This is a genomic window from Mesorhizobium sp. M0001 (assembly GCF_040324255.1).
Taxonomy (GTDB): domain Bacteria; phylum Pseudomonadota; class Alphaproteobacteria; order Rhizobiales; family Rhizobiaceae; genus Mesorhizobium.
The window spans coordinates 146307-172017 of the sequence record NZ_JAMYVS010000007.1 but is presented as its reverse complement, the minus strand read 5'-3'; the positions used below and the strand labels follow the sequence as shown (position 1 = coordinate 172017).

The window sequence follows — 25711 nt, the reverse complement described above, 5'->3', positions numbered from 1 at the left end:
ATACCGGACCGTTGGGAGAGACGCGGCATGATCCTGACACTGGCGCTGCTTGCAGGCCTCGTGCTGGCCTGGCTGCTGATTGGCGCGATCGAGACGTTTCGTCTCGACCTGCGCTTTACCCAGGCGCTACTCTATGTGCCGTTCAAGCTCGCCTACCGGATCGATGACCGGCGCATCCGCATTGCCCGCAACGCGCCGACGCCGGTGATCTATGTGGTCTCGCACCAGTCACGCTTCGAGCCGGCGCTGATGCTGTCGCTGCTGCCCGACGACACGCTGCACATTCTCGACGAGGCCTCGGCGCGCTCGCCCTGGATGGAGCCTTGGCGCGAGCTTGGCCGCACCATCGCCTTCAACGCCGAGCATCTCTTCGTCAGCCGGCGGCTGGTCAGGGTGCTGAAGGGTAAAGGCCGGCTTGCCGTCTATCTGCCCGATGACGTCGAGCCCGATGTGAAGACGTTTCGCCTGTTCCGCGCCGTCACCCGCATCGCCATGCAGGCCGACGCCCGCATCGTGCCGATCTTCGTCACCGGCTCGCGCGACCTGCCGGTTTCCTTGACGCCAAAGAACCGGGCGCCGCGCCACTGGTTCCCAAAACTCTCGATCAGCGTGCTGGAGCCAATGACGATTGCCGAACTGGTGGCGCGCAACCCCGACCAGGCTTCCAACACCAATGCGTTGTTCGACCGCATCGCCGAGGCGCGGCTTTATGGCAGCAACCTCGATCGCGGCCTGTTCCTGGCCATGCGCGATGCCGCGGATCGCACCGGCGCCTCGCATCCGATCATCGAGGATGTGATCAGCGGCTCGCTCAGCTATCGAAAAATGTTCATCGGCGCGCGCGTGCTCGGCCGCCGTTTCCAGGCGGTGGCGGCGCCCGGCGAAGCGGTCGGGGTTTTGCTGCCCAACGCCAATGGCGTGGTGCTGTCCTTCGTCGGCCTGCTCTCGGCCGGCCGGGTAGCGGCGATGATCAACTACACGGCAGGGCCGGCCAGCGTAACCGCCGCGGTGCGCGCGGCAGTCATCCGAACGGTGGTTTCCTCGCGCGCGTTCGTCGAGAAGGCGGCGCTTGCCGACATCATCGCCGCGATCGAGGCCGGCGGCGCCAAAATGCTGTGGCTGGAGGATGTGCGCGCAAGCGTCACGACGCTGGAAAAGCTCGCAGCAGCGGTGCTGTGGCGGTTCCCGCTGCAGCGGCAGGATGCGGCCAAGCCCGCCGCAATCCTGTTCACCTCAGGCTCGGAAGGCACGCCCAAGGCCGTGGTGCTGTCGCACCGCAATCTCCACGCCAACGCCATGCAGGCCGAGGCGCGCATTACCATTTCGCCGTCCGACATCCTGCTCAACGTGCTGCCGGTTTTTCACTCTTTCGGCCTGACCGGCGGTACCATCCTGCCGCTGGTGACCGGGGTGAAACTGTTCCTCTACCCGTCACCGCTGCACTACAAGATCATCCCGGAGATCGCCCGCAAGGTGAAGCCGACCATCATGTTCGGCACCGACACTTTCCTTGCCAACTATGCCCGCACCGCCAAGGATGGCGATTTCTCAAGCCTGCGCTTCGTCGTCGCCGGCGCGGAAGCGGTGAAGCCGGAGACGCGGCGCGTTTATCGCGAGCGCTTCGATGCCTCGATCATCGAGGGGTTCGGGCTGACGGAGGCCGCTCCCGTCGTCGCCGTCAACACCGCCATCCATGGTCGCGACGGCACGGTCGGACGGCTGTTGCCGGCGATGCGCATGAAGCTCGAACCGGTCGAGGGTATCGAGGGTGCCGGCCGCCTGTGGCTCGACGGGCCGAATTTGATGATGGGCTACATGACCGCTGACCGGCCCGGCGAATTGCAGCCGCTGGACGGCTGGCACGACACCGGCGACATCGTCTCGGTCGACCGCGAAGGCTTCATCACCATTCGCGGGCGGGCAAAACGCTTCGCCAAGATCGCTGGCGAGATGGTGTCGTTGGGCGCCGTCGAGATGCTGGTGCAGTCGCTGTGGCCGGAAGAGCGCCACGCCGCGGTGGCGGTGCCGGACAAGAGGCGCGGCGAGCGCATCGTGCTGGTCACCACCGCCGACGACGCCGATCCGGAAGAACTGCGCGCCTTCGGCAAGAAGGCAGGTGCGGCCGAACTGATGGTGCCCAACGACATCGTCAAGGTCGACGAGATCCCGGTGCTGGGTTCCGGTAAGACGGATTATGTCTCGACGCGGAACCTGGCGATCGAGAAGCTGGGGCTGGGCCTGGCGGCTTAGCGTATCTCCCTCCTTGAGGGGGAGATGGCCGGCAGGCCAGAGGGGGTCGCCTCGCGTGAAGCGCCGACGTCCTCTTCGCTCAAACGAGGTCGCGTCCGGGGCGTACCGACCCCCTCTGTCGCTTTCGGCGACATCTCCCCCTCAAGGGGGGAGATAACAACTACCCAATATCCGACGGCGGCACTTTTTCGCCCTCGCGCTTGGCGCGCTTCGAATACGCCCGCACGCTGAAAGGCAGGAAGATGAGATAGCCTGCGACAGAGGCGGTCAGCGTGTACCAGGGATAGGTCATCAACAGCAGGACGTATAGAACGACCGCCAGGATGATCGGCAGCACCTTGTCGCCCGGCACTTTCAGGCTTTTGCCGGAATAGACCGGCAGCCGGCTGACCAGCAGGAAAGCGACCAGCACAGTGAAGCCGGTGGCGACGAATGCCGTCAGGCGGTCCGGCTCGAGACCGAGCCGCAGGAAGGACAGATAGAGCGGCAGCATAACCAGCACGGCGCCGGCCGGCGCCGGCACGCCGACGAAGTATTCGCTCTGCCAGATCGGCCGGTCATGGTCTTCGTCGAGCACGTTGAAGCGCGCCAGCCGCAGGCCACAGGCGATGGTGAACAGAAGAGCTGCGATCCAGCCGAAGGAGCCGGCGCGGTCGAGCAGGAAGGCGTAGAGCACCAGTGCCGGCGCGACGCCGAAATTGACGATGTCGGCCAGCGAATCCATCTGCGCGCCGAATTTGGATGTCGCCTTCAACATGCGCGCCAGGCGCCCGTCTATGCCGTCCAGGAAGGCGGCGAGCAGCACCATCACCACGGCCGGCTCGAAACGGCCCTCGAAGCCGAAGCGGATGCCGGACAGGCCGGCGCAGATGGCAAGCACGGTGACCAGATTAGGCAGCACCATGCGCATCGGAATTTCGCGGATGCGCGGGCCGCCGCTGCCATGGGCCTCGAACTTTTTGAACGGCGCGCCCACCGCTTACGAAATCCTGACGAGCGGGGTTGCGGCGACGCCGCCGAATTCGGCGAGCACGGTTTCGCCGCCGACCGCCGTCTGGCCGACGGCGACGCGCGGCACCGCGGTCGACGGCAGGAAGACATCGACGCGCGAGCCGAAGCGGATCAGGCCAAAGCGTTCGCCGACGGCAATGGAGCCGCCGGTCTCGGCCCAGCAGACGATGCGGCGCGCCACCAGGCCGGCAATCTGCACGGCGACAACGATGCCGTTGGGACTGTCTATGACCAGCCCGTTGCGCTCGTTCTCCGAGCTTGCCTTGTCGAGTTCGGCATTCAGGAACTTGCCCGGCCGGTGCTCGATTTTGGTGATGCGGCCGCGCACCGGAGCGCGGTTCACATGGCAGGAAAAGACGTTCATGAACACCGAGATGCGGGTCATCTCGGTGTTGCCGAGGCCAAGCTCGCGCGGCGGCACGGCCGGGCCGACCGCCGAGATGACGCCGTCGGCGGGACTGACCACCAGCCTGTCATCGACCGGGGTGACACGCTCGGGGTCACGGAAGAAATAGACGCACCAGGCGGTCAGGATCAGGCCGATCCAGAACAGCACCGAGGAGAAATAGCCGAGGAACAGCGTGCCCGCACCAAAGGCGGCAATGAACGGATAGCCCTCGCGATGGATCGGAACGAAGGCATTCTTGATCGAATCGACGAGGCTCATCGGATGGGGCTCATGGGATGGGGGCGGTCCCTGTTTCAGGTCCGGCCTCAATACCGGAAAGGCTCCGCTGCCGCAACGCAACATTGGGCAAGGCCGCATCGTCCGCAGCCGGCAGGAACGGTGACGTGCTTGCCTGCCGCCGGCTTTGCCGCCAGAATTCGGGCCAACGCCGGCTGAACGCGCGGCGAAAAGGCCGACTGCCATGGCGCCAAATTCAGGCAAAACGTATCTTGTTGCCATACGATCGGCAGCCGTGGGTGCCGTTTTGACCGTACTTGTGGCAGCGAGCGACCACGCAGTTGCGCAAGTATCCTTCGACTGCGCCAAGGCCGCCAGCTTGGCGGAAAAGGCCATTTGCGCCGATCCGGTCCTGGCGCAAGCCGATGCCGACGTCGCGAAGAATTATACCGCGCTGCTGAAGAGGCTCGATGCTCATACCGGGAAGGCGCTGCGGGACGACCAAAGCGATTTCATCGCCTATCGCGATCAGATCGCCGGTTTCAACGAAAGTTCGCCCAAGAACCAACAGACTTTCGATCTCGGCGAATTCCTGCGCGACCGCGCAACCTTCCTGTCCGGCATACGCAAGCCCCCCGATGCAGGTTTGATCGGCACATGGAGCAGCGTGCGCGGCAGCGTCGACATCAAGGCTGTTGGCGGAGGCAAGGTCGAAATCTCGGAAGATGTCGTTTCCAATCCAGTCTCGGGAAGTGGGTCATGCGAGATCGACGGCACGGTCGAGGAGCGCAACACTCTGCGGCTGGTCGGCCGTGCCGTCGACAACGACAACCCAACCGGTTTTGTCTTTACCTTTCGACGCGACGGCGATGCGCTTGTCGTCGAGCAGAGCGGCGCCGGCAAGGATGGCAGATCGGAGCCCCTGTCATGCGGTGCCAACGGCCATGCCGATGGCATGTTCTTCCTGACGGAGAAAAAGTAGGCTTGCTGTAACCCGCCGCAGCGGAGCGATCAAAGTGGGCATTGAGCTCGGCGATAGCGGCCTCAGCGAGGCTTTCATCATCCTTGCCGCGCAAGAGCACACCGCCGTTCCGCAACGATTGGAAAAGGAAGACTTGGCCTGATGCCAGCACCACCCAATTCACGATTGCTCCTTCCTCCTTCTGCACCACCGAATTCGCAGAAACGATGGCATCCGTCGGGTCGAAGCCTGCCTTGCGGAGCAGGAGGTCGACGGCGGCGGGAGCATGGTATTGTTCCGCCAGCTCAATGACCGCTGTGATCTCGGGCTCTTCAGCAATGCCAAGCTTGGCGCCAACTTTCGGGGCGTTAGCCGCTAGCGGGCTCTCGCCTGGCGGTATGACAAGCAACTCTTCTGGAGCGATGTACTCGTAGACCGTGACGTGTGTCTCCGTCGCACTGCATAGTCGGGTCTTCTTCGCGCTGGTCTGAAGTTGAAAAACCAGCTGTTTCTCTCCTTCTATGTTCAGCATCCTTGCCATGCCGAACGCGATTTTGATCTCGGGCGGCGCGATCTTGGCGCAGGCAAGGCCGGCCCGACATCGCGCCAGCTCAAGATCATCTGGCCTGCCAAGTTGCCAACGGACTTATGAAGAAGCCTGCCTTCGCGCTTCGGATTGGCCATCACCGGCCGGTGTATGACGTCGTCGTAATCGTCACTATCGACAACTTGCAGATCAGGCCATGACGCGATCCAGCGCGCCAAAAGGTTTTCCATGGGCGCGGCCTCATCCGCAACGTAGAACGCATGATCAAGTGTATCGAGAAAATCATCCCGCCCGCCCTCGAAGCCCGTCTGCTGGGCGGCTTCGTTGGGATGGTCTGCAATCCAGCTGGACATCTTTTCCAAAGTCGCAAGCTGGCCCTTTGCGCCACAAGCAGTGAGTCCAGCTCGTGCGTTGGCAATCATGGCGCCGATTTCCTGCCCGGCATTGTGGATGAATTGACTATGGCCGCCGTTCTTTACCTCCGAAGAGTACGAGTCGGCATGAAGGACCTGCATCGCCTTGGTGTCGATTTCGGGATAACGATAGAGTCCTTTGGAAACCATCGCTGTGACGAATTGCATGACAGCGAAGACGAGAAAAAACGGCTCTTCATCAGGATCCTCGACGTTCGAACGCAGTACGACGACTGGCAACGGCAGGCCGAATTCCAACTGCTTTCCAGAATTTGATGCCGACTTCTCGGGCGTTTTCTTGGATTTGCGGGAAAAGAAACCGAACATCGAAAATACTCTCTTGGTCGCAAAACTTGCGCGAACGGGTTATTTCCGACGCGACAATATCAGCTGCCCTCAAGGATTAAAGGCACTCTGATCCAGAGGCATTCGCACGATGGTTTGCCGAAATTGTCGACGGTCATGTCGGGGCGCCATAGATTCACACGTCCTTGGCAGGAAAGCGCTTCGCGACAATGCCGAATTGCGGCGAGTCGACAAACCAGGGTCAGAGATGCCATCCTCGAAATCAATCGCCCTGAACGCCAAGGTCATTACAGAAGGCCTCGCTTTCGGAGAGTCTCCCCGCTGGCACGACGGACGCCTGTGGCTCTGCAACTGGGGAACCGGAGAGATCGTCGCGGTGGATGAGGACGGCGGGAACCAGGTGATGCTCACCGTGCCGGCCATCCTGCCTTATTCGATCGACTGGTTGTCGGATGGCCGATTGCTGATCGTCTCGGGTCGGGATGGCTTGTTGCTGCGGCAGGAGGCGGATGGAACGCTGGCCACCCATGCCGATCTTCGGTCGCTGTCAAACAGCCCGTGGAACGAGATCGTCGTCGACGGGCGCGGCAACATCTATGTCAATGGCGGCGGGTCGGCGCCTGCACCGGGCGAGCATTTCGGGCCCGGCACCATCGTGCTGATCACGCCGGACGGCTCGGTTCGACAAGTGGCCGAGAACATCGCTTTCGCCAACGGCATGGCGGTGACGCCGGACAACAGGACACTGATCGTGGCGGAGTCGCATGCCAACCGGCTGACCGCCTTCGATATCGCGGAGGATGGCGGGCTTTCCAACCGCTGCGTCTGGGCCGATCTCGATGGCTTTCCCGACGGCGTCTGCCTCGATGCCGAAGGAACTGCCTGGTATGCGGATGTTCCCAACAAACGCTGTGTGCGGGTGCGCGAAGGTGGTGAGGTCTTGCAGTCCGTCAATGCCGATCGCGGCTGCTTTGCCTGCATGCTCGGCGGCCTGGATGGCAAGACGCTGTTCATCGTTGCCGCCCAATGGCGTGGTTTCGAGAACATGATCAGCGATGCCCGCACCGGCCAGGTGCTGAGCGTCGAGGCGCCAGCACCTGGCACGGGCTGGCCCTCCTACATCTCAGGCAGACGCTGATAGTTGGCGATATCGGCCTTCACACCCAGCCGGGCAATGGTCTCCTGCGGGTTGAAGCCCGCCCGCTCGTGGGCCGCCTTGACGATCGGCACGACATTGTCGACGGCCGCCTGGTTTTCCCATTCGACAATGGTGACCAAGTTGAACTCACCCGGACCCGAAAATTGCTCGAGCACGAAATCCTGGACGAAGCCTTGCTGCAGACGCAGCAATTCATGAGTCGCCCTGACCTTGCGAAGGATTTCTTCACGGGCCTCGGCAGGAACGACGAATTTGTCGACCCTGAACACGGCTGCCTCGGCAAGTTTATCCATTTGAATCTGTCTCCGTTCTTGAACGACTTGGGTTCGGTGGCTCAGGAAAGGGTTTGCGATCTCAACTTAGGTTGAGGTCAAGGGGAAATTTTCGGTGGTGATGATGGCGACGACGCTGCGTATCTCCCCCCTTGAGGGGGAGATGGCCGGCAGGCCAGAGGGGGTCGGTTCGACTGGATGCGCCCCCCTTGCGACCGATGAAGGTTAGCGCTCCACGCGCGGTGACCCCCTCTGTCGCCTTCGGCGACCCTCAAGGGGGGAGATTGGCGCTCCGCCGCCTAGCTCACCTCCGAAGTCCGCCTGCGCACAACCACACCCAGCTCATCGCTCTCGCGTGCAACTCGAAGCCTCTCTTCGGCTTCTGTCGCTTCGCGCTGGCGGTCCCACATCGACGCGTAGAGGCCATGCTTTTGCATCAGCTCGGCATGGGTGCCGCGCTCGGCGATCTCGCCGTCCTTGAGCACGATGATCTCGTCGGCGGTGATCACCGTCGACAACCTATGCGCAATGACGATGGTGGTGCGGCCCTTGCTGACCAGGTCGAGGGCGGCCTGGATTTCCTGTTCGGTGTGGCTGTCCAGCGCCGAGGTCGCCTCGTCGAGCATCAGGATCGGCGGCGCCTTCAAAATCGTGCGGGCAATCGCCACGCGCTGCTTTTCGCCGCCCGACAGTTTTAGCCCACGCTCGCCGACCATCGAGCGGTAGCCTTCGGGCAGTCGTTCGATGAACGGGCCGATCTGGGCAAGCTCGGCGGCTTTCTGCATTTCTTCCTCGCTGGCGCCGATGCGGCCGTAACGGATGTTGTAGGCGATGGTGTCGTTGAACAGCACGGTGTCCTGCGGCACCATGCCGATGGCGCCGCGCAGGCTCGCCTGCGTCACATCACGGACATCCTGGCCGTCGATCAGCACCTGACCGCCCTGGACGTCGTAGAAGCGGAACAAGAGCCGCGAAATCGTCGACTTGCCGGCGCCGGACGGGCCCACGATGGCCACCGTCTTGCCGGCCGGAACCTCGAAGGAGACGCCCTTCAGAATCTTGCGGCTGGGGTCGTAGGCGAAGTGCACGTCGCGGAACTCGACCTTGCCGGCTTTAACAGTGAGCGGCTTGGCATCCGGCTTGTCGGTGATTTCCTGCGGCACATCGAGCAGGTCGAACATCTGCTCGATGTCGGTCAGCCCCTGGCGGATTTCGCGGTAGATGAAGCCGATGAAATTGAGCGGCACCGAAAGCTGCATCAGCATGGCATTGATGAAGACGAAATCGCCGACCGTCTGCGTGCCGGCCTGCACCTCCAGCGCCGACATGCACATGACGATGACGGTGCCGAGACCGAAGATGATGCCCTGGCCGAAATTCAGCCAGCCGAGCGAGGTCCATATCCTGGTCGCCGCCATTTCATAGCGCGCCATCGAACGGTCGAAGCGCTCAGCCTCCATACCCTCGTTGTTGAAGTATTTGACCGTCTCGTAGTTGAGCAGGGAGTCGATCGCCTTGGTGTTGGCGTCGGTGTCGCTGTCGTTCATGTCGCGGCGGATCGAGATCCGCCAGTCGCTGGCGCGAACCGTGAACCAGACGTAGAGCCACACCGTGGCCGCCACCACGACCACATATTTCCAGCCATAAGTGTAGGCGAAGATACCGGTGGTCAGCGCGAATTCGAGGATGGTCGGCGCCGTGTTCAGCATGATGAAGCGCACGATCGTCTCGATGCCCTTGGTGCCGCGCTCGATGATGCGCGACAGGCCGCCGGTGCGGCGCTCGAGGTGAAAGCGCAGCGACAGCTGGTGCATGTGAACGAAGGTGCGGAACGCGAGCTGGCGCACCGCATATTGGCCAACGCGGGCAAACAGCGCGTCGCGCAGCTGGTTGAAGCCAAGCTGCACCAGCCGCACGACATTGTAGGCGACGACCAGCATCACCGGCGCCAGCAGGAAGGATGGCAGCGGCGGCGGCGATTTGGCGTCACCGGCCAGAGAATCGGTCGCCCATTTGAAGAAGTACGGCCCGGCAACCAGTGTCAGCTTGGCAACGACCAGAAGCAGCGTTGCCCAAGTGACGCGTGCCCTGAGATCGGCGCGGTCGGCCGGCCACATATAGGGCCACAGATTGCGCAAGGTGCTGAAGGTCGAGCTATCGGAAACGGTTTTTTCTGCCACTTGTCTTGCCTTTTGGGTGAGAAATCAGCGGCCGGAGCAGCAGGAATTGACGAGTGCGGTCAGCGATGCGGAAACGTCGGCGAGCGCGGCGCGGTCGAGTTGATAGCGCGAGCGCTGGCGGTCGGGCTCGAAGCGGACCAAGCCTGCTTCGACCAGGATTTTCAGATGCTGGGAGACCGTCGACTGCGCGAGGTCGAGATGGTCGACAACCTCACGGCAGCAGCAGGAGCGGCTGGCCGACAGATGTCTAAGGATCTCGATGCGCGCCGGGTGCGAGAGTGCGGCGAAGCGAGCGGCAACGGCGCGGCTTTGGGGCGGTGCGCAGTTTGCGTGGTCTGGTTCAGCGAGCGAGTCTGCCATCGTTCATCGGCGATAGACGATGAACGGGTGCGTGGCAAGCTAACCCGATGGGTAGAGCGACCTAATCTCCCCCCTCGAGGGGAGATGTCGCCGAAGGCGACAGAGGGGGTCGGTACGTCCTGACGCAACGTCGTTTGCAGCAAAGAGAAGGTCGGCGTTCTATGCGCGGCGACCCCCTCTGGCCTGCCGGCCATCTCCCCCTCAAGGGGGGAGATCAAGCGCTCGGCCGCTACTGCGTCTTCACCGGCGCCGTTGTCACCTGCTCGCCCATCGCCTTGAGGTCGGCGGCTTCGCCTTCCTTGGACTTTTCCGGAACCTTGAACACCTGCCCCGGCCAGATGCGGTCGGGATCGCTGATCTGGTCCTGGTTGGCGAGATAGATGGTCGAGAAGCGCACGCCGTGACCGTAGACGCGCCGTGAGATCCGCCACAGCGTGTCGTGCCTGCGGATGATCACCGCGCCGTCGGCATGTTCAAGCTTTGGCGCCACCGTCTCTGGCACATCGGGCGTTGCCGCCGCGACGACGGCTGGAACCTCAGCGGCAGGCGCTGCCGGTGCCGCAGGTGCCCCGGCAACCGCCGGGGCAGCCGGAGCCGGCGCTTCAGCCGCCGGTGCGGCTGGTGCGGATGCGGCAGCAGCTGGTGCGGGCTTCGCAGGGGCAGCCGCGATAGTGGCTGGCGCCGCAGGCTTCGGAGCGGCCGGTGCTTCGGCAGCAGCCGGTGCGGCCGGCTCAGCAGGCTTTGCTTCGGCGGGCTTGGTCTCGGTGGGCTTGGCCTCCGCGGGCGCCACGGCGGCGATCGCTTCGCCGGGTTCGCGCTCGAACGGCACGGCGGCGCGGGCCACGACCTTCACGCCGTCGGCGTCGAGACCGTCGACATGGATGGTGTAGCTGCCGACCGGGATGTCGCGCGTCGCCTCGACCAGGAAATGACCGTCGGGCGAGGTCACCGCATCACCAAGCAGGATATCGTTGGCATAAGCGCGCACCTTGCGGCCGGCGTCAGCCAGACCGGCGACGAAGATCTTGTTGCCGTCGATCTCGACCGCCTCGACGACGATCTTGGGTGCAGCCACGCCTGCCGCCGGCGGCGCTGCAGGTACTGCTGGCGCTGCAGGGGCAGTTGCGGCTTCCACAGCCGGAGCAGCAGGTGCTGTTTCAGCGGCCACGGCAGGCCCAGCCGTAGCAGGCGCCTCAGAGGCTGGGGCAGCGGCCTGATCGCCGGCGGCCGGTGCCGCGGGCTTGGTCTCAGGCGCCGGGACGCTAAGCAGCTCGGCCGGCTTGCCGGGTTCCTCGACCATCGCCAGCACCTGGCCGGCGGCGTCCTTGGGAACCGAAACGACGGCGGTCTGCACGGAAGGGGTAACCACATCGCCGGCCGTCGCGCGCAACGCAATCGTATAGTCGCCGGGCTTCAGCGGATCATCGAGAACGATGACGAAGGCGCCGTCCGGACCGGCGACAGTCGAGCCAAGCACCGAGGAGCCGTTGAGGATCTCGATCTTCGAATTGGGCGCAGCATTGCCGGCAACGACGATCGAGCCGTTGCTTTCGACGCGCACGACGTCGAAGCTCGGCGCAACCGGGCCGGCCGCGGCCGGCGCTGGGGTTGTTGGGGCAGCAGCGGGCGCGGCAGGTGCCGCCGGAGCCGCAGCTTCGGTCGCGGGAGCCGTTGCGTCGGCAGGCGCGGGTGCTGCGGGAGCCTTGGCATCGGTGGGCGCGGCGGGCGCCGGCGGCAGCCTTCCCTCGGTCCCCGGATCGGCCAGCTTTTCAGCCGGCGGCGTCAGCGATGCAATCGCCGCAGGCGGCGTGGGATTCAGATACGGGTCGAGTGCGCCCGATACATAGGCGGTTCCGACGACCGCGACGGTCCCACCGGCCGCGAACAGAAACGCCTTCAATGGATTAACAGCCATATTTCCCCTACCCCTTAGCCACCTGAAGCCGGTCTAGCGTGTTTTGCCGGCACCGACAAGAAAAAGCCCGGGCTTGTCAGCCTTGGGGCTTGACCCCGCATTCAGACCCAATCACCAATCACGAATGAACACGATTCGATCCGTCTGCGTCTATTGCGGCTCGTCTCCGGGCCGCGATGAAATCTATGCCAAGGCCGGGCACCTGCTTGGCCGCTCGCTCGCCAAAGCCGGCCTGCGGCTGGTCTATGGCGGCGGCACCAAAGGCATTATGGGCGCAGTCGCCGAAGGCGCGCTCAAGGCCGGCGGCAAGGTAACGGGCATCATTCCGCGCTTCCTCATCAACAAGGAGGCGACCGAAACCGCGCTTGACCGGCTCGACGAGTTGCTGATCACCGACAACATGCACGAGCGCAAGCACAAGATGTTCGAGAAATCCGACGCCTTTGTGGCGCTGCCCGGCGGCATCGGCACGGTCGAGGAAATCGTCGAGATCATGACCTGGGGCCAGCTCGGCCATCACCGCAAGCCGATCGTCTTCGCCAACGTTCAAGGATTCTGGGATCCGATGCTGGCGCTGCTCGACCATATGGCCAGCGAAGGCTTCATCCACACCGCGCAACGGGTCAAGCCGCTGGTGGTCGAAGACCCCGAGGCCATCGTCGCCGCCATCATGGTGGCGGGGTCGTCGGTCGATGCGCCGACGGAAGGCGTGCAGTCGGTGATTGATAAAATGTGATAGTGACTAGTGAGAGAGGCCCCGCTGCCCATCACGCCGTAGCGCGAAGATCCTCGACGATGGTGCCGGCGGCAGCGACCTCCGCCTCATGGTCCGGCTCCCGCCAGGTCTCGGCGAGACCCGCCGCATACCAGTCCTGCATGGCCGGCAGGCCAAGCAATTGCGCGGGATAGGCGGCAGCAGCCCCTTCGAAAGACAGCCCATAGGATAGCACACGGAACGCTACCGGAGCAAAGACGGCGTCGACGGCGGTAAAATGGCCGCCGGCAAGGAACGGCCCGCCGAACCGGGCAAGGCCATCGTTCCAGAGATCGCCCAAACGGAACAGATCCTGCTTCAGCGCGTCCGACATCGGCAACGGTTTTACCCGCAAGCCGCAATTCATCGGGCATGCGCCGCGCAAGGCCGTGAAACCAGAATGCATTTCGGCGGCGGCCGAGCGCGCCCAGGCTCGCGCCTTGGCCTCGGCAGGCCACACACCATGGTGGCCCTCGGCGAGATACTCGGCAATAGCGAGCGAATCCCAGACGGCCCAGCCGTCATCGACCAGGCAAGGCACGCGCCCGCTGGGCGAGAACGCCCGGTAGAGATCGAAACTGGGCCCGGTCGGAAACGGCGTCAATTGCTCCTCGAACGGAATGTCGAGGGTGCGCATCAGCACCCATGGCCGCAGCGACCATGACGAATAGTTCTTGTTGGCGATATGCAGCACGTACATCGAAAGGCTCCCTACTTCGGGGCCAACGCCACCGGGCGGATTTCACGGCCACGAAACATCGACCAGGAATACATCGCCAATGCCGCCCAGATCAGCGCGAAGGCAATTGCTTGCGTGGTGCCGAACGGCTCGTCGAAAATCAGCACGGCGATCAGGAACACCATGGTCGGTGCGATGTACTGCATGATGCCGATGGTGGAGAGGCGCAGAAGCTTGGCGCCGAAGGCGAACAGCAGCAGCGGCACCGAGGTGACTGGGCCGCAGCCGATGAGCAAAGCCATATCGGTGCCGTTGCTGGAGATGAAATGGTCCTGGCCGTTGACGACCAGGAAGACGATGTAGGCAAGCGCCGGCACCGACAGCAAAAGCACTTCGAGCAGAAAGCCCTGGCTCGGGCCGATCGGCAACGTCTTGCGGAAGAACCCATAGGCAGCGAAGGAAAAGGCCAGCGCCAGCGACACCCAAGGCAATTTGCCGGCATCGACGGTCAGAACGGCAACTGCGACCGCCGCCAGCAACACGGCCGCGATCTGCAGCCGGTCGAGCTTCTCGCCGAGCAACAACGCGCCGACGACGATGCTAACTAATGGGTTGATGTAGTATCCGAGCGCCGTCTCGACGGTGCGGTCGACCGAGATCGCCCAGACATAGATGGCCCAATTGACGGAGATCAGGGTCGCCGTCAACGCCGCCATGGCGATGCTGCGTGGTGAGCGGATTGCCGCCTTGAAATCGGCGGTCCGACCGGCCCAGACCAGCACCGCGGCGGCAATCGGCACCGACCAGACGATGCGGTGGGCGATCACCTCGATCAGCGGCAGATGCGCAACCGCCTTCATGTAGAAGGGCAACAGGCCCCATAGCAGATAAGCGCCGAGCGCGAGGAGAAAGCCGCTGCGGGCTTTGGAGTCGGCGTCGGGCTGGATCGTGTCGCTGGCCATGGCAACCGCTATGGCCCAGTGGGCCATCCAAAACCATCGCAAAATTATGATGGATCAATGGACTTCCGCTGATGGCTCAAGGGGCGGCGCAAGTTCCTCGCCCCACTTCGGGGGCGAGGAAACCCACGTCTTGCAACCCTACTCCGCCGCCACCAATCCCGCCATGTCGCGGTTCTTCATCAGCTTGTAGACGATCGAATCCATCAGCGCCTGGAAAGAGGCGTCGATTATGTTTTCCGACACGCCGACCGTCCACCAGCGTGCGCCGGTGCCGTCATGCGATTCGATCAGGACGCGAGTGATCGCCTCGGTGCCGCCATTGAGGATACGCACCTTGAAATCGGCGAGCTCCATGTCGGCGATCTCGCTCTGGAATTTGCCGAGGTCCTTGCGCAACGCGATGTCGAGCGCGTTGACCGGGCCGTGGCCTTCGGCCACCGACATCTTCTCCTCGCCCTCGACCATCACCTTGACGATGGCTTCGGAGACCGTCTTCAACTGGCCGTTGGCATCGAAGCGGCGCTCGACCATGCAGCGGAACGAAGTGACGTTGAAGAACTCCGGCAGGCCGTGCAGCATTTTGCGCGCCAACAGCTCGAAGGAGGCATCGGCGCCCTCATAGGCGTAGCCCTCGGCCTCGCGCTCCTTGACCACCGAGATCAGCGCATCGAGACGATGGTCGTCTCTGGGCACATCGATGCCGCGCCGCTTCAGCTCGGCGAGGAAATTGGCCTTGCCGCCCTGGTCCGAAACCATAACGCGGCGGCGGTTGCCTACCGCCTCGGGCGGCACATGTTCATAGGTCGCCGGCTCCTTGGCCAGTGCGGAGGCATGGATGCCGGCCTTGGTGGCGAAGGCCGAGGCGCCAACATAGGGCGCCTGCGCTTCCGGAGCACGGTTCAGCAATTCGTCGAAGGCGCGGGAAAGCCGGGATATCCCGGTCAGCGCCTCGGCCGAGATGCCGGTTTCAAACCGATCGGCGAAGGCCGGCTTCAGCGCCAGCGTCGGTACGATCGAGACCAGATTGGCGTTGCCGCAGCGCTCGCCGATGCCGTTCAGCGTGCCTTGGATCTGGCGCACGCCGGCCTCGACGGCGGCGAGCGAATTGGCCACCGCTTGGCCGGTGTCGTCATGGGCATGGATGCCGAGATGGCCGCCCGGAATACCTGAAACAATGACCTTGTCGACGATGGCGCGCACTTCCGAGGGCTGCGTGCCACCATTGGTGTCGCACAACACCACCCAGCGCGCGCCGGCATCATAGGCGGTCCTGGCGCAGGCCAGTGCGTAGTCCGGATTGGCCTTGAAGCCGTCGAAGAAATGCTCGCAATCGACCATCGCTTCCTTGCCGGCGGCAACAGCTGCTTCGACCGACGCGTTGATCGAGTCGAGGTTTTCCTCATTGGTGCAGCCGAGCGCGACGCGGACATGATAGTCCCAGCTCTTGGCGACGAAGCAGATGGCGTCGGACTTGGACTGCACGAGCGCTGCCAGGCCCGGGTCGTTGGATGCCGACACGCCTGCCCGCTTGGTCATGCCGAAGGCGACGAACTTTGCCTTCGCCGTGCGCTTCTGCTGGAAGAAGGCGGTGTCGGTCGGATTGGCGCCGGGATAGCCGCCTTCGACATAGTCCATGCCGAACTCGTCGAGCAGCTTGGCAATCGCGATCTTGTCCTCGACGGAAAAGTCGATGCCCGGCGTCTGCTGGCCATCGCGGAGGGTTGTGTCGAAGAGATAGAGGCGTTGTTTGGTCATTGTTCTGTTGGCGCGCGAGCACCCCCCTCTGGCCTGCCGGCCATCTCCCCCTCAAGGGGGAAGATCGGCAGCTTTAGCGTCGGTTCGTTTCCTGCAGCGATGAAGATTTGCGAAAGCGCCGATGACAGCCAATCTCCCCCCTTGAGGGGGAGATGTCCGGCAGGACAGAGGGGGGTGCCACGCGCTGTCATTTCCCCGCAAACCCATCCGTCGCGCGTATCAGCCGATCCAGAATCCCCGGCTCCGAATAGGAATGGCCGGCGCCTTCGATGAGGTGGAAATCCGCCTTCGGCCAGGCCTTGTGCAGGGCCCAGGCATAGCGCGCCGGGCACGGCATGTCGTAGCGGCCGTGGACGATTGTGCCGGGAATATCCGCGAGCTTATGGGCATCGCGCAGAAGCTGCCCCTCCTCCAGCCAGCCGGCGTGGACGAAATAGTGGTTCTCGATGCGGGCAAAGGCGATGGCGAAGTCGTCCTCGCCGAACTTGTCGCTGGTCTCCGGCTCCGGTAGCAGCGTGATCGTCTCACCTTCCCACAGGCTCCAGGCAAGGGCGGCTTCCAGCTGCGCCTTGCCATCGGCGCCGACCAACCGCCTGCGGTAAGCGGCCATCATGTCGCCGCGCTCGGCCTCAGGAATTGGCGCCAGGAAACGCTCCCATTTGTCGGGGAACATCTCGGAGACGCCGAACTGATAGTACCATTCGAGTTCGGCGCGGGTCAGCGTGTAGATGCCGCGCACGACAAGCTCGCTGACGCGATTAGGATGCGTCTCGGCATAGGCCAGCGCCAGCGTCGAGCCCCACGAGCCGCCGAACACCAGCCATTTTTCGAAGCCGCACATCTCACGCAGCCGCTCGATGTCGGCAACCAGGTGCCAGGTGGTGTTGGCCTCGAGCGAGGCGTTGGGTGTCGATTTCCCGCAGCCGCGCTGGTCGAACAGGATGACGTCGTAAAGCTTCGGGTCGAACAATTGCCGATGTTTTGGCGAGAAGCCGCCGCCGGGACCGCCATGCAGGAAAACGGCCGGCTTGGCGCCCCTGGTTCCGGAGCGCTCCCAGTAGATATGATGGCCGTCGCCGACATCGAGCATGCCGGACTCGTACGCCTCGATCTCTGGATAAAGAGTACGAAGTTCACTGTTCATTTCATTGCTCATATCTTCAGGCCGTGCGCGGGCCAGTCCGTGGTTTCGTGGTCGGGATGCTGGAAGGAGATGATCTGCTCCTGGCGGGAGTAGAAATCCGGATCCTGATGCATGGGCTGGTCAAAGATCGTTTCCACCCAAGGCAATCGGACCGCGTAGTTGACCTGGATCTGCGGCGCCAGATCGGAGCGGTCGTCGAAGGCGCCGATGGCGATCTCCAGTGCGCCAGGTTGGCGATAGGTCAGCGGTGTACCGCAGCGGGCACAGAAGCCGCGATCGATGTTGACCGACGACTGGAAATAGGTGGGCTCTTCGCGCATCCATTCGACGCCATCCTTGGGCACTGTCACCAGCGCGCCGAAAAACGAACCGAACTGTTTCTGGCACATGCGGCAATGGCAGATGGACGCCCGGCCGAGCTTGCCCTTGATGCGGAAACGCACGGCACCGCACTGGCAGCCGCCGGTTCGAACTTCATCAGTCATGATTTTCCCTCTGGCGGCCGGTGTTCGGTGTCCCATTGTTCGGTGTCATGGTCGGGATGCTGGTAGGAGACGAGCTCGGCGAGATAAGGCGCCGACGACATGTCGGCCATAGTGTCCTCGCCCGGCAATTGCGGGATGGTATCGACATAGGGAAGTTTTGCCTCCGTGCCCCACTGGATCAGCGGCACGATATCAGCCGGATTGTCGAAGGCGCCGATGGCGAGGCCGATGCCGTCGGGCGCGGTAAAGGTCAGCGGCGTGCCGCAATTGGCGCAAAAGCCGCGATCGACATGGCTGGACGAGGCGAAATATTTCGGTTCGCCGCGCGTCCAGTCGAGTTTGGCGCCACGCACCGAGACCAGGGGCGCGTAAAATGAGCCGAACGCCTTCTGGCACATGCGGCAATGGCAGATCGAGGCGTCACCCAGCGCACCCTCGACGCGAAAGCGCACCGCGCCGCACTGGCAGCCACCGGTGTAGATCGGCCGGTTGTCGAGGCTCATGGCGTCTCCCTCCGTTTCATAGTCATTCGGGCGCATGGCAGACGGCCTCGACATTGTTGCCGTCGGGATCCAAGACGAAGGCGCCGTAATAGTCCGGGTGATAATGCGGGCGCAGCCCCGGCCCGCCATTGTCCTTGCCGCCGGCGGCGAGCGCCGCGGCATGGAAGGCGTCGACCTCGGCGCGGCTGCGCGCGGTGAAGGCGACGTGCTGATGGGTCCTCGGCTTGTCATCGCTGGCCTGCAGCCAGAACACCGGCCGGTCGCGGCCATAGCCACCGACCTTGGCGCCGCCGGTATATTCCAGTGGCACCATGTAGATCAGCGAGGCGCCAAGCGGCGCTATCGCCTGGTCATAAAAGGCTTTCGACGCGTCGAAGTCGGCGACATTGATGCCGAGATGGTCGATCATGAAACAAGCTCCTCCCTTGCTGGCGCCGGCACGTCGGCGCCGGCCAAGCCGGCCCCGATGACGATGTGCTGGCAGGCATTGTCGATATCGCGGATGACGTCGTCCTTCCAGAAGCGCAGGATGGTCCAGCCCAGCGCTTCCAGCTTGGCGGTTCGCGCGGCGTCAGATGCTGATGCTTCGGCCTGAGCGTGCTGAGAACCGTCCAACTCGACGATCAGCTTTTTGATAGGGCAGGCGAAATCGACGATGTAACCGGCGATCGGCATCTGGCGCCGGAAGGCCAGTCCCATGAGCCGGTGGGCGCGTATCTCATTCCAGATTTTTAGTTCTGCCTCTGTCATGGCTTTGCGCATCTTGCGCGCGTTGCCGCGATTGATGGGAGATACGCGATAATGGTTCATCGCGAGGCACCCCCCTCTGTCCTACCGGACATCTCCCCCTCAGGGGGGGAGATCAGCAGTTTCAATGACGGCTCCAACCCTTGAACGTCGGCGATTGGCGAAAGCCGACGCGCCGTCCAATCTCCCCCCTTGAGGGGGAGATGTCCGGCAGGACAGAGGTGGGTGCCTAGCGCCACCCTCACCGCTTCACCTCCCACGTCGTCACGCGTTCGTTGGTGACAGGATCCTTGCCGTCCTTCAGCTGCACGCCTTGCTCCAGAAGCTCGTCGCGGATGCGGTCAGCTTCGGCCCAGTTTTTGGCGGCGATGAACTCCAGGCGCTGCGCGATCGACTTGGCAACGCTGTCCTCATCCACGGCGGCCGCGCCGATATCGAAGCCGAGGAACAACAGCGATGCCTTCAGCGATGCGGCCGCTTCGTTGCCCTCCGCGGCCTCACCGGCAAGCTGCGTGAGCTGCTGGAAGGCGGCATAGGTGGCGAGGTCGTCCGACAGCGCCGCCACAATCTCCGCCGGGACTTGCCCTGCCGACGGCGCCAGGTCAGCCGCGCGTTTCCATTTGCGCAGCGTGTTCTCGGCTTCCTCCAGCTTGCGCACGGAGAAATCGATCGGCTCGCGGTAATGCGTCATCAGCATCGCCAGACGCAGCACCTCGCCCGGCCATTTGCGGCCGCCGAAAGTTTCGGTCTCCAGCAGTTCGGCGATCGCGTAGAAATTGCCGACGCTCTTCGACATTTTCTGGCCCTCGACCTGCAGGAAGCCGTTGTGCATCCAGACATTGGCCATGACGTCGGTGCCTTGGGCGCAACGCGACTGGGCGATCTCGTTCTCATGGTGCGGGAAGATCAAATCGAGGCCGCCGCCATGAATGTCGAAGACATCGCCGAGATAGGCGGCCGACATGGCCGAGCATTCGATGTGCCAGCCCGGACGGCCCCTGCCCCACGGGCTGTCCCAGCCGGGCTCTTCCGGTGACGACAATTTCCACAGCACGAAATCGCCCGGGTTCTTCTTGTGAGCGTCGACGGCAATTCGCGCACCGGCCTGCTGTTCGTCGAGATTGCGCTTCGACAGCTCGCCATAATCCGGCATCGAGGCGGTGTCGAACAGCACTTCGCCGGCGGCGACATAGGCGTGGCCGCGTTCGATCAAACGTTCGATGAGGGTGATCATGTCAACCTTGCCGTCGGCGCGGCGCGCAACGAACTCGGTGGCGCGCGGCTCGACCGTAGGCGGCAAGCAACCGAGTGCGGCGACATCCTTGTGGTACTGGTCGGCGGTCTTTTCGGTGACGCGGCGGATCGCCTCGTTGAGCGTCAGGTTTCCCGACGCGATCTCGGCGCCGAAATCGCGCAGCGCGCGGGCGTTAATCTTGTCGTCGACATCTGTGATGTTGCGCACATACGTGACACCAGCCTCGCCGTAGAGGTGACGCAGCAAACGGAACAGCACGTCGAAGACGATCGCCGGACGCGCATTGCCGATATGGGCAAAGTCGTAGACGGTCGGACCGCAGACATACATGCGCACATTCGACGGGTCGATCGGGACGAACACGTCCTTCGTCCGCGTTAGCGTGTTGTAGAGGCTGAGACCCTTCGATGCGTCAGACATGCGTGCCCTTCCGGTCCGTTAAGTTCTGGATGGAGCCTACCTGTGCCAAGGCACAAATCGGGCTCCAGCCTGCTGGCCGGGGCGTTTGTCCACTCTGGGGAAAGATGAGGCGAAAACGTCCGGACCAGCGCGAAGCTAGCCAATAATGCAAATGCCACAAATGGCGAAAAACGTTTTCATCGGCGGCTTTATCGCCTTGGCCGGTGTTGCCGTCAAGTCGCAACTTCCGGCAAAAGCGTCGCTGGATCATAGGTCAGGAGCCGCTGAAACATTTTATTAAACATGTCGGCACAGTCATGAAACATTCGCCGGCTAGTCCACCATAGGTCACGATTCGGTCAGATTCGGCCGGCAAACGCAGACACGGAAATGTTACCAGGGAAGAGATCGATGTCACGAACCAAGCAGGAATCGAGCCGCGCCAAGCAACCGGCGCTCGCCAACCACTACCGTGCGATCGGCCCGGCCGCGATCGTCGCCGCCCTTCTCCATACCGCGAAGAATAAAAAGCCGGCGCCGAAAATCACTTCGCCCCGCGCTGCCTGAACAGGCATCGTGCCGGCCGCCGACAAGGCGTGCGCCGGAACGGAAGGCTGAGGCGCCCATAGCGCGCCTGAAAACAACAGCTCTTCCTATTGAGCAGGTTCTTCCCGAAGACCGGACCTGGCTTCTTGGGAGCGCGCTCTAAAACAGCGTCATCTGACTGTCGTCCGCGCCGGGCTTCTGGCGCCTGACCTTGCCGGGCTCGACGATGCCCATGTCCTGTATCTCCGGCCCGATGTTGGCGACCTTGTTGACGAGGTCGGAGACCGGAATTGCCTCGAAGAAATCGGGCAGCGCGGGCTTGAGCAGGTCGGCCACATCGCGCGGTTCGAGCGTGCGGCAGTCCAGCCAGCCGGGCAAAATCTTCAGGCGCGATCACCACCGGCATCCGGTCATGGATATGGGCGATGCCGGCATTGGCGTTGACGGTAAGAATAGCGCCGGTGTCCATTTCCGAACCGCCCGGCTCGGCATAGGTTTCGATCAGCCCGGCAAAGGCGATCAACCCGCCATGCCTCGGCCGTATCCAGTAGGGCTGGCCCTTCTTGCCGCTGCCGGATTGCTGCCACTCATAGAAGCCGGAGGCCGGCACCAAGGCACGGCGATGGCGCATGGCGGCTTTGAACGAGGCTTTTTCAATAGCGCCTTCCGAACGCGCGTTGATGAGCAACGGAAATTCCCTGGTGTCCTTGACCCAGGTGGGGATCAGCCCCCAGCGCACCAGCATCGCCTGGCGATCCGGGAAATTCGAGCCCGGCATGCGCGGCGGTCCCGACAGCGCCATCAGCACCGGCTGCGTCGGCGCGATGTTGTAGCGGGCCGGAAAATCGTCCAGCTCCGCCAGGCCGAGCAAGGCGGCGGTCTGGTCGGGCGTCGCGGTCAGGGCAAAGCGTCCGCACATTGGCAAGCTCGATGAATTGATCCGATCGCGAACGTGGCGATGGAACCGGCGCTGCGCAACCGCTAAAGCTGCTCGCTGCCAGCCGGTCCACAGGGTGGGCCTCACATAAGCGAATCGATATCGATGAACGAACAGCGCAAGACACTTCCCGCAGTCTCGGTCGCCGTCGTGCGCGGCAGGACGGTGCTGCTGGTCAAACGGGCGCGGCCGCCGTCGCAGGGGCTTTATGCCTTTCCCGGCGGCAAGGTCGAGCCCGGCGAGACGCTGCAAGAAGCAGCAGTGCGAGAATTGCTGGAGGAAACCGGGCTGCGGGCGCAGGACTATCGTCCGCTTCGCGACATCCACATCGACGGCAGCGGCGAGAATCACCCGGTCGACTATCTGCTGACCGTGTTCGGCGCCGTTTATGCCGGCGGCGAAGCGACGGCCAGCGACGATGCCGAGACCGCCGTCTTCTATAGTCTTGATGAAATGGCGACGCTGCCGCTCGCGGGTGACGTCATGGAGGTGGCTGAAGAGCTTTTGGCCTGAAGCAGGCCCATATCTGCCGCTCCGAGAATCGCCTTGCAGGCGACAAAATGTTTCGTCAGATAGACTTATGACCCGCGCCTCGCTGTTCCTTGCCGCATGCATCGCCACCGCCACGGCTTTTGCCGTGCAGCCGGCGCTGGCCGCCGAGTCGCCGTTCGAGCCCGGGCTGATGCGACTGGCCGAGGTGCTGGGGTCGCTGCATTTCCTGCGCAATCTGTGCGGCGAAAAGGGCGACCAGTGGCGCACCGAGATGGAAAAGCTGATCGATTCGGAAAATCCCGATCCGGAGCGGCGTGCCCGCTTCATCGCCAGCTTCAACCGCGGTTACCGTTCCTTCGGCGGCACCTATACCCAATGCACGCCGTCAGCGACCGAAGCCATCAGCCGCTACATGAAGGAAGGCGAGACGCTGTCGCGCGACATCGCCTCGCGTTACGGCAACTGACGAGCGCCAGACGGCGTTTAGCTAACGCCTTTTCGAGCACCCGCCTTGTATCCACGGCACGTTGATGCAATCTTGGTGTTGCACTTGCGCAACAGTATTAACGAAACGTTAGCGCGCGAATGCGGAATTAACTCAAACTGAAGGTTTTCATCCCGCTCACCGGTCTAATCGGCTAAGTTTGAATCGGACCGAACGCAGGCGACGAAGTTTGTAAAGACGATCAAAAAAATGTCGTATTTACAGATACTTACTTAGCCTGCGTGAGATAGGGGCAGCCCAAGCCGGATCCGACCCGTCGGACCGCCGCTTGAAAAGGTGGACATCGCAAATGGAACATGGCGTCAACGACATCGACGCGCTGGTCAGGGAAGAAAAGCGCCTGACCGCGGTGGAAAGCCATAGCGAGGCCTGGGCGGAAGGTCTGTCGGCCGGCATAGAACCTGAAATCATCGCCGAGGCAGCGCTTGAAACCGCGTTCGGCGAGATGCTGCGAGCCAATGGCGAAACCTCGGCCCTTGCCCTGCTCGATCGCATGCGTGAAAAGGTGATCGCCGGCGCCTTCGAGCCGGAGCGGTTTCGGCACTAGGCGTCGCGCGTCTCAGAGGGTGCACTGCCAGCTTACCGGTTCTTTGACGACGGCGAGTCGTTTGGGCATCATGCCTGAAGAGCCTAGGCCCAAGGAGAGGCAAGCGGTGAATTTTTCGATGTCAGGCCGGCCTCGCGGCGTGGCCCTCAGCATCTGGCTTGCCGCTTCCTGCGCCGCGGGTCCGCTGGCGTTTGTCCTGACCAGCAACCCTGCCTACGCGTTGAGCGAGATCAAGCGCGAGGAGCTTCCAGCTCCTGCCGGGCCACCAGCCAATGGTGAGACGGCGCCGTCTGAAAATTCAGTGCCAATGCCCGATCTGCCCGGCACGGCGCCACCGGCCGCCAGCCAGCCGAAATCGCCCACGGAGCCCGAACAAAGCCAACCGGAAGCCCCCGCCAACGATGGCGGCGTGGCCAACCCGCGTGCCGATCCAGAAGCGCCGGTGCCCGAAGTCGTCTATGACCTTTCCAAATTGCCCGAGCCCGTCAGGCGCATGCGCGATCTGATGGTCGAGTCCTGCGTAAGCGGCGACATCGAGAAGCTGCGGCCGCTGATCGGCAAGGGCGACACCATGACCCAATTGTCGCTGGGCGAAATCGAGGGCGACCCGATCGCCTTCCTGAAAGGGCTATCGGGCGACAAGGAAGGTCAGGAAATCCTCGCTATCCTGGAAGAGGTGCTCAATGCCGGCTATGTCCATGTAGACGTCGGCACACCGCAGGAACTCTATGTCTGGCCATATTTCTTCGCCCTGCCGCTGGACAAGCTCAACGCCAGGCAGCGGGTCGAACTGTTCAAGATCGTCACCGCCGGCGACTATGACGACATGAAGCAGTTCGGCGCCTACATCTTCTACCGCGTCGGCATCACGCCGGCCGGGCAGTGGACATTTTTCGTCGCCGGGGATTGAACGGCGATTCCCCTGGGATGGCTACTGGCTAGGGCTAGAAAGCTCGAGGCCTGTGTCAGGCCATATGCGGATACCTTCATTTCGAAGGGCCGAAATCGCTTCGACCGCCGCGTTGGGATCCATTTGCAGCACCTCGGCGGCATGCCGCAATTCTTCCTTGTCCCGCAGCCTGTTTACCACCCAAGCCACCTTGCGCTCGATATCCACGCCATAGGCCGCCTTCGCCTTGCCAACAGCGTCGCTCGGGATTTCCTTATAGATGCCAACCAGCACTCCAAGATCGATGGCATCGCGATATGCAATTGCACGGTCCTGACATCGATCCGCGTTCGCCAGCAACTTCTCGGCAAACATATCCGCCGGGACCAGGGCGGATACATTCAGATCGTCGTCGAAATGGCCTCGCAGTTTTATGCGGCCTTCGCGGATGACTTCAAACTTGATCGTTTGGCCTTTCAACCGCACGATCGTCCGCAAGCCATATTGATCGATCTGGAAGTCCCGAACAGCCTCAACCGGCTCAGGAAAGAATGCTCTAATGCCACGTTCGGCTGCGGAGGTCCGCAATTCGCGATAGCCATCGCTGTCGGCACACAGGAAGTCCACATCCAGTGAGCGGCGATATTCCCCGAATTTCATAACGATCGCAGTGCCACCGCCGAACCAGCACTGGTTTGCGGTCAGGAAATGGCGATCCATCAATCGAGCGCTTCGGCAATGATCTGGTGCTCGGGCCTCTTGAATTCCATCATGACGCTCGCGGTGTGTCCTGTTGATATTCCGGCTGCGAGGAACGATCAGGTGAGGGAAATCAGCCGGCGGTCAAGAGCACGCCGTGACCGAATTTGTCTGCCAAACTTTGGATAAGCATCTTCTCACGCATAGTAAGACGCTTTTGATCGACAAACCGCCAATTATGCTCATACAGCGCAAATGCCTCTTTGGCCGGAATCGGGCGTGCCGCATCGCGGTTCCAGGCGAGCGCCTGGAGCTCCGGAAACTCCGCAGGGACAATCATGGGCGCGATATCTGCGTTCATAATGCCCTTAACGTAGTGGATAGCGCTTAAAAAATCCAACGCAGCAAGAAACC

At 62.8% G+C, this 25711-nt stretch carries 26 protein-coding genes and 2 pseudogenes; 9 read left to right on the top strand and 19 right to left on the bottom strand.

Annotated features, from left to right (window positions below; genetic code table 11):
- The first annotated feature begins 27 nt into the window (after nucleotides 1-27).
- Nucleotides 28-2250, top strand: coding sequence for an AMP-binding protein (locus tag NKK50_RS20660; protein ID WP_023715065.1), 2223 nt, complete (start codon nucleotides 28-30; stop codon nucleotides 2248-2250).
- Between the two features lie 160 nt (nucleotides 2251-2410).
- Here the strand turns inward: NKK50_RS20660 and pssA are convergent, their stop codons facing one another.
- Nucleotides 2411-3226 carry a CDP-diacylglycerol--serine O-phosphatidyltransferase gene (gene pssA, locus NKK50_RS20655; protein ID WP_023672701.1) on the bottom strand — a complete coding sequence of 272 codons (816 nt, stop codon included), beginning with the start codon at nucleotides 3224-3226 and terminating at the stop codon, nucleotides 2411-2413.
- Between the two features lie 3 nt (nucleotides 3227-3229).
- Nucleotides 3230-4012, bottom strand: a complete 783-nt coding sequence (locus NKK50_RS20650) for a phosphatidylserine decarboxylase (RefSeq protein WP_280790543.1) — start codon at nucleotides 4010-4012, stop codon at nucleotides 3230-3232.
- Nucleotides 4013-4193: 181 nt separating this feature from the next.
- Here NKK50_RS20650 and NKK50_RS20645 point away from each other — a divergent pair, with 181 nt between their 5' ends.
- On the top strand, nucleotides 4194-4868 hold the full coding sequence (locus NKK50_RS20645) for a lysozyme inhibitor LprI family protein (protein WP_196815013.1): 675 nt from the start codon (nucleotides 4194-4196) through the stop codon (nucleotides 4866-4868).
- Nucleotides 4869-5372: 504 nt separating this feature from the next.
- Here the strand turns inward: NKK50_RS20645 and NKK50_RS20640 are convergent.
- A complete protein-coding gene (locus NKK50_RS20640; protein ID WP_023743789.1) occupies nucleotides 5373-6134 on the bottom strand; it encodes a DMP19 family protein in 762 nt (253 codons plus the stop codon).
- Nucleotides 6135-6360: 226 nt separating this feature from the next.
- Here NKK50_RS20640 and NKK50_RS20635 point away from each other — a divergent pair, with 226 nt between their 5' ends.
- A complete protein-coding gene (locus NKK50_RS20635; RefSeq protein WP_031204535.1) occupies nucleotides 6361-7251 on the top strand; it encodes an SMP-30/gluconolactonase/LRE family protein in 891 nt (296 codons plus the stop codon).
- Here NKK50_RS20635 and NKK50_RS20630 read toward each other — a convergent pair.
- The 4 genes from NKK50_RS20630 to NKK50_RS20615 all read right to left on the bottom strand — a co-directional run bounded on the left by NKK50_RS20630 (nucleotide 7230) and on the right by NKK50_RS20615 (nucleotide 11999).
- Complete coding sequence (locus NKK50_RS20630) at nucleotides 7230-7565, bottom strand: antibiotic biosynthesis monooxygenase (RefSeq protein ID WP_023685667.1); 336 nt, start codon at nucleotides 7563-7565, stop codon at nucleotides 7230-7232. The genes NKK50_RS20635 and NKK50_RS20630 overlap by 22 nt on opposite strands.
- A 278-nt stretch (nucleotides 7566-7843) precedes the next feature.
- Nucleotides 7844-9724 carry an ABCB family ABC transporter ATP-binding protein/permease gene (locus NKK50_RS20625; protein WP_023743787.1) on the bottom strand — a complete coding sequence of 627 codons (1881 nt, stop codon included), beginning with the start codon at nucleotides 9722-9724 and terminating at the stop codon, nucleotides 7844-7846.
- Between the two features lie 24 nt (nucleotides 9725-9748).
- A complete protein-coding gene (locus tag NKK50_RS20620) occupies nucleotides 9749-10084 on the bottom strand; it encodes an ArsR/SmtB family transcription factor (protein ID WP_023672695.1) in 336 nt (111 codons plus the stop codon).
- 229 nt (nucleotides 10085-10313) lie between these two features.
- Nucleotides 10314-11999 carry a LysM peptidoglycan-binding domain-containing protein gene (locus tag NKK50_RS20615; protein ID WP_352521089.1) on the bottom strand — a complete coding sequence of 562 codons (1686 nt, stop codon included), beginning with the start codon at nucleotides 11997-11999 and terminating at the stop codon, nucleotides 10314-10316.
- 124 nt (nucleotides 12000-12123) lie between these two features.
- Between NKK50_RS20615 and NKK50_RS20610 the strand changes: the two genes are divergently transcribed.
- Entirely contained in the window at nucleotides 12124-12735 is a 612-nt protein-coding gene (locus NKK50_RS20610; RefSeq protein ID WP_023673582.1) for an LOG family protein, read from the top strand.
- A 31-nt stretch (nucleotides 12736-12766) separates the two neighbouring features.
- Here NKK50_RS20610 and NKK50_RS20605 read toward each other — a convergent pair whose 3' ends face one another.
- From NKK50_RS20605 to cysS, 9 genes are all read right to left on the bottom strand, one after another.
- Nucleotides 12767-13453, bottom strand: coding sequence for a glutathione S-transferase family protein (locus NKK50_RS20605; protein ID WP_023816820.1), 687 nt, complete (start codon nucleotides 13451-13453; stop codon nucleotides 12767-12769).
- Between the two features lie 11 nt (nucleotides 13454-13464).
- Complete coding sequence (gene rarD, locus NKK50_RS20600) at nucleotides 13465-14394, bottom strand: EamA family transporter RarD (protein ID WP_023673577.1); 930 nt, start codon at nucleotides 14392-14394, stop codon at nucleotides 13465-13467.
- Nucleotides 14395-14532: 138 nt separating this feature from the next.
- Nucleotides 14533-16149, bottom strand: coding sequence for a citramalate synthase (gene cimA, locus NKK50_RS20595; protein WP_023684468.1), 1617 nt, complete (start codon nucleotides 16147-16149; stop codon nucleotides 14533-14535).
- A gap of 187 nt (nucleotides 16150-16336) precedes the next feature.
- The gene (pip, locus tag NKK50_RS20590) at nucleotides 16337-17293 is read right to left on the bottom strand and encodes a prolyl aminopeptidase (RefSeq protein ID WP_023735501.1); all 957 of its coding nucleotides are present in this window, start codon (nucleotides 17291-17293) and stop codon (nucleotides 16337-16339) included.
- 8 nt (nucleotides 17294-17301) lie between these two features.
- Nucleotides 17302-17778, bottom strand: a complete 477-nt coding sequence (locus tag NKK50_RS20585) for a GFA family protein (RefSeq protein WP_023687309.1) — start codon at nucleotides 17776-17778, stop codon at nucleotides 17302-17304.
- Nucleotides 17775-18281 (bottom strand): GFA family protein, encoded by a 507-nt coding sequence (locus tag NKK50_RS20580; protein WP_023687308.1) that lies wholly within the window; start codon nucleotides 18279-18281, stop codon nucleotides 17775-17777. The genes NKK50_RS20585 and NKK50_RS20580 overlap by 4 nt, the downstream gene beginning before the upstream one ends.
- 22 nt (nucleotides 18282-18303) lie before the next feature.
- Nucleotides 18304-18690 carry a VOC family protein gene (locus NKK50_RS20575; RefSeq protein WP_023673572.1) on the bottom strand — a complete coding sequence of 129 codons (387 nt, stop codon included), beginning with the start codon at nucleotides 18688-18690 and terminating at the stop codon, nucleotides 18304-18306.
- Nucleotides 18687-19091 carry an endonuclease domain-containing protein gene (locus tag NKK50_RS20570; RefSeq protein WP_023709770.1) on the bottom strand — a complete coding sequence of 135 codons (405 nt, stop codon included), beginning with the start codon at nucleotides 19089-19091 and terminating at the stop codon, nucleotides 18687-18689. Before NKK50_RS20570 ends, NKK50_RS20575 begins: the two co-directional genes overlap by 4 nt.
- A gap of 178 nt (nucleotides 19092-19269) precedes the next feature.
- Nucleotides 19270-20703, bottom strand: coding sequence for a cysteine--tRNA ligase (gene cysS, locus NKK50_RS20565; RefSeq protein WP_352543810.1), 1434 nt, complete (start codon nucleotides 20701-20703; stop codon nucleotides 19270-19272).
- A gap of 390 nt (nucleotides 20704-21093) precedes the next feature.
- Between cysS and NKK50_RS20560 the strand changes: the two genes are divergently transcribed.
- Nucleotides 21094-21249, top strand: a complete 156-nt coding sequence (locus NKK50_RS20560; RefSeq protein ID WP_023673568.1) for a hypothetical protein — start codon at nucleotides 21094-21096, stop codon at nucleotides 21247-21249.
- Nucleotides 21250-21387: 138 nt separating this feature from the next.
- Here NKK50_RS20560 and NKK50_RS20555 read toward each other — a convergent pair.
- Nucleotides 21388-22147 (bottom strand): annotated as a pseudogene (locus tag NKK50_RS20555) (SOS response-associated peptidase).
- A gap of 123 nt (nucleotides 22148-22270) precedes the next feature.
- On the opposite strand from NKK50_RS20555, the gene NKK50_RS20550 reads away from it, so the two are divergent.
- From NKK50_RS20550 to NKK50_RS20535, 4 genes are all read left to right on the top strand, one after another.
- Nucleotides 22271-22678, top strand: coding sequence for an NUDIX hydrolase (locus NKK50_RS20550; RefSeq protein ID WP_031246861.1), 408 nt, complete (start codon nucleotides 22271-22273; stop codon nucleotides 22676-22678).
- Nucleotides 22679-22745: 67 nt separating this feature from the next.
- The gene (locus NKK50_RS20545) at nucleotides 22746-23123 is read left to right on the top strand and encodes a TIGR02301 family protein (protein ID WP_023698666.1); all 378 of its coding nucleotides are present in this window, start codon (nucleotides 22746-22748) and stop codon (nucleotides 23121-23123) included.
- A 328-nt stretch (nucleotides 23124-23451) separates the two neighbouring features.
- Complete coding sequence (locus NKK50_RS20540) at nucleotides 23452-23709, top strand: hypothetical protein (RefSeq protein ID WP_023673564.1); 258 nt, start codon at nucleotides 23452-23454, stop codon at nucleotides 23707-23709.
- Between the two features lie 106 nt (nucleotides 23710-23815).
- The gene (locus NKK50_RS20535) at nucleotides 23816-24619 is read left to right on the top strand and encodes a hypothetical protein (protein ID WP_023743778.1); all 804 of its coding nucleotides are present in this window, start codon (nucleotides 23816-23818) and stop codon (nucleotides 24617-24619) included.
- A gap of 21 nt (nucleotides 24620-24640) precedes the next feature.
- On the opposite strand, the pseudogene NKK50_RS20530 reads toward NKK50_RS20535, so the two are convergent.
- Nucleotides 24641-25368, bottom strand: a pseudogene (locus NKK50_RS20530) (nucleotidyl transferase AbiEii/AbiGii toxin family protein).
- A gap of 62 nt (nucleotides 25369-25430) precedes the next feature.
- On the bottom strand, nucleotides 25431-25658 hold the full coding sequence (locus NKK50_RS20525; RefSeq protein ID WP_352499557.1) for a hypothetical protein: 228 nt from the start codon (nucleotides 25656-25658) through the stop codon (nucleotides 25431-25433).
- Nucleotides 25659-25711: the final 53 nt, after the last annotated feature.